1 protein-coding gene is annotated in these 1,352 nt (G+C 67.4%); it reads left to right on the top strand.

Features of this window, described 5'->3' with window-relative positions:
• The first annotated feature begins 26 nt into the window (after positions 1-26).
• On the top strand, positions 27-1,145 hold the full coding sequence (gene mepA, locus EN781_RS32590) for a penicillin-insensitive murein endopeptidase (protein ID WP_126057295.1): 1,119 nt from the start codon (positions 27-29) through the stop codon (positions 1,143-1,145).
• The last annotated feature ends 207 nt before the right edge of the window (positions 1,146-1,352 follow it).

The following is a 1,352-nucleotide window of genomic DNA, read 5'->3' on the forward strand; positions in this document are numbered from 1 at the left end:
GCGCGACAGGAGAGGGATGCGGCTTCATGGTGACCTCGATGCGATCATTGCCCGTCAGACGGCCATTCCTGACGGCGGCGCTGGCCATCCTTGCGCTGGCCGGGCTGGCGGCGGGCGCGCTGACGGCCGAGCCGCGCGCAAAAGACCTGTTCGGCGCCAAGAAGCTGCCGGCCGTGGCGGCGGCGCAATCCTTCGGCTTCTATTCCAAGGGCTGCTTCGCCGGCGGCGTCGCCATCCCCATGGACGGACCGAGCTGGGAAGTGATGCGCCCCTCGCGCAATCGCCGCTGGGGCCATCCGGCGATGATCGCGCTGATCGAGAAGCTGGCCCGCGACGCGCATGCCGACGGCTGGCCCGGCCTTCTGATCGGCGACATCTCGCAGCCGCGCGGCGGACCGATGCTGACCGGCCACGCCTCGCACCAGATCGGCCTCGACGCCGACATCTGGCTGACGCCGATGCCCAGCCGGCCGCTGTCGATGGCGCAGCGCGAATCGATGAGCGCCACCCTGATGGTCGACGAGAAGACCCATCTGGTGAAGGACGCGCTGTGGACGACGCGACACACGCAACTGTTGAAGCGCGCGGCGAGCTACCCTGAGGTCGAGCGCATTCTGGTCAATCCAGGCATCAAGAAGAAGCTGTGCGACACGGTGAAGGGCGACCGTTCCTGGCTGCGCAAGATCCGGCCGTTCTGGGGCCACGACTATCATTTTCACATGCGCATCGGCTGCCAGCCGGGCTCGCGCGGCTGCAAGGCGCAGGAAGCAACGCCGGCCGATGACGGCTGCGGCAAGCCGCTGGCATGGTGGTTCACCGCGGAGCCGTGGCGCCCCAACAAGAATCCGGACGCGCCGAAGGCGCGCGATATCATGACGATGGCCAACCTGCCGAAGGAATGCCGGGCGGTGCTCGACGCGCCGAATCCGCCTTCGGCGGAAGCCGTAACCTATCACGGCGACGGCGTGCCGATCGCTGGCGACGGCGTGCCGATCGCGGCCGCCGAGCAGCCTGCCGAGCCGCAGCAGCCGGTGGCGGCTTCGACGGTGCCGGTTGGCGCGGCTGCCATGCCGGCCTCGGCAAGCGCTTTTGCGCCGACCCCGAAAATCGGCATTCCACTGCCACGGCCAAGGCCGGAAAACTGACGCCAGGCATTCCGGGCTAATTGTCGAAGCAGGCGCCGCCCCTCATCGCCCTGCCGGGCACTTCTCCCCGAAGGGGCTGGTGTCCGAACCGGATAGATAGGTAACAGAATGGACCGATTGCATAGGTGACAGTTTTCTCCCTCGCCGGAGGACCCGGCGATGGTTTGGCGAGAGACTGGCATCATGGACGAGCGGCTTCGTTTTGTA

This window comes from Mesorhizobium sp. M4A.F.Ca.ET.090.04.2.1 (assembly GCF_003999085.1).
Lineage (GTDB): Bacteria > Pseudomonadota > Alphaproteobacteria > Rhizobiales > Rhizobiaceae > Mesorhizobium.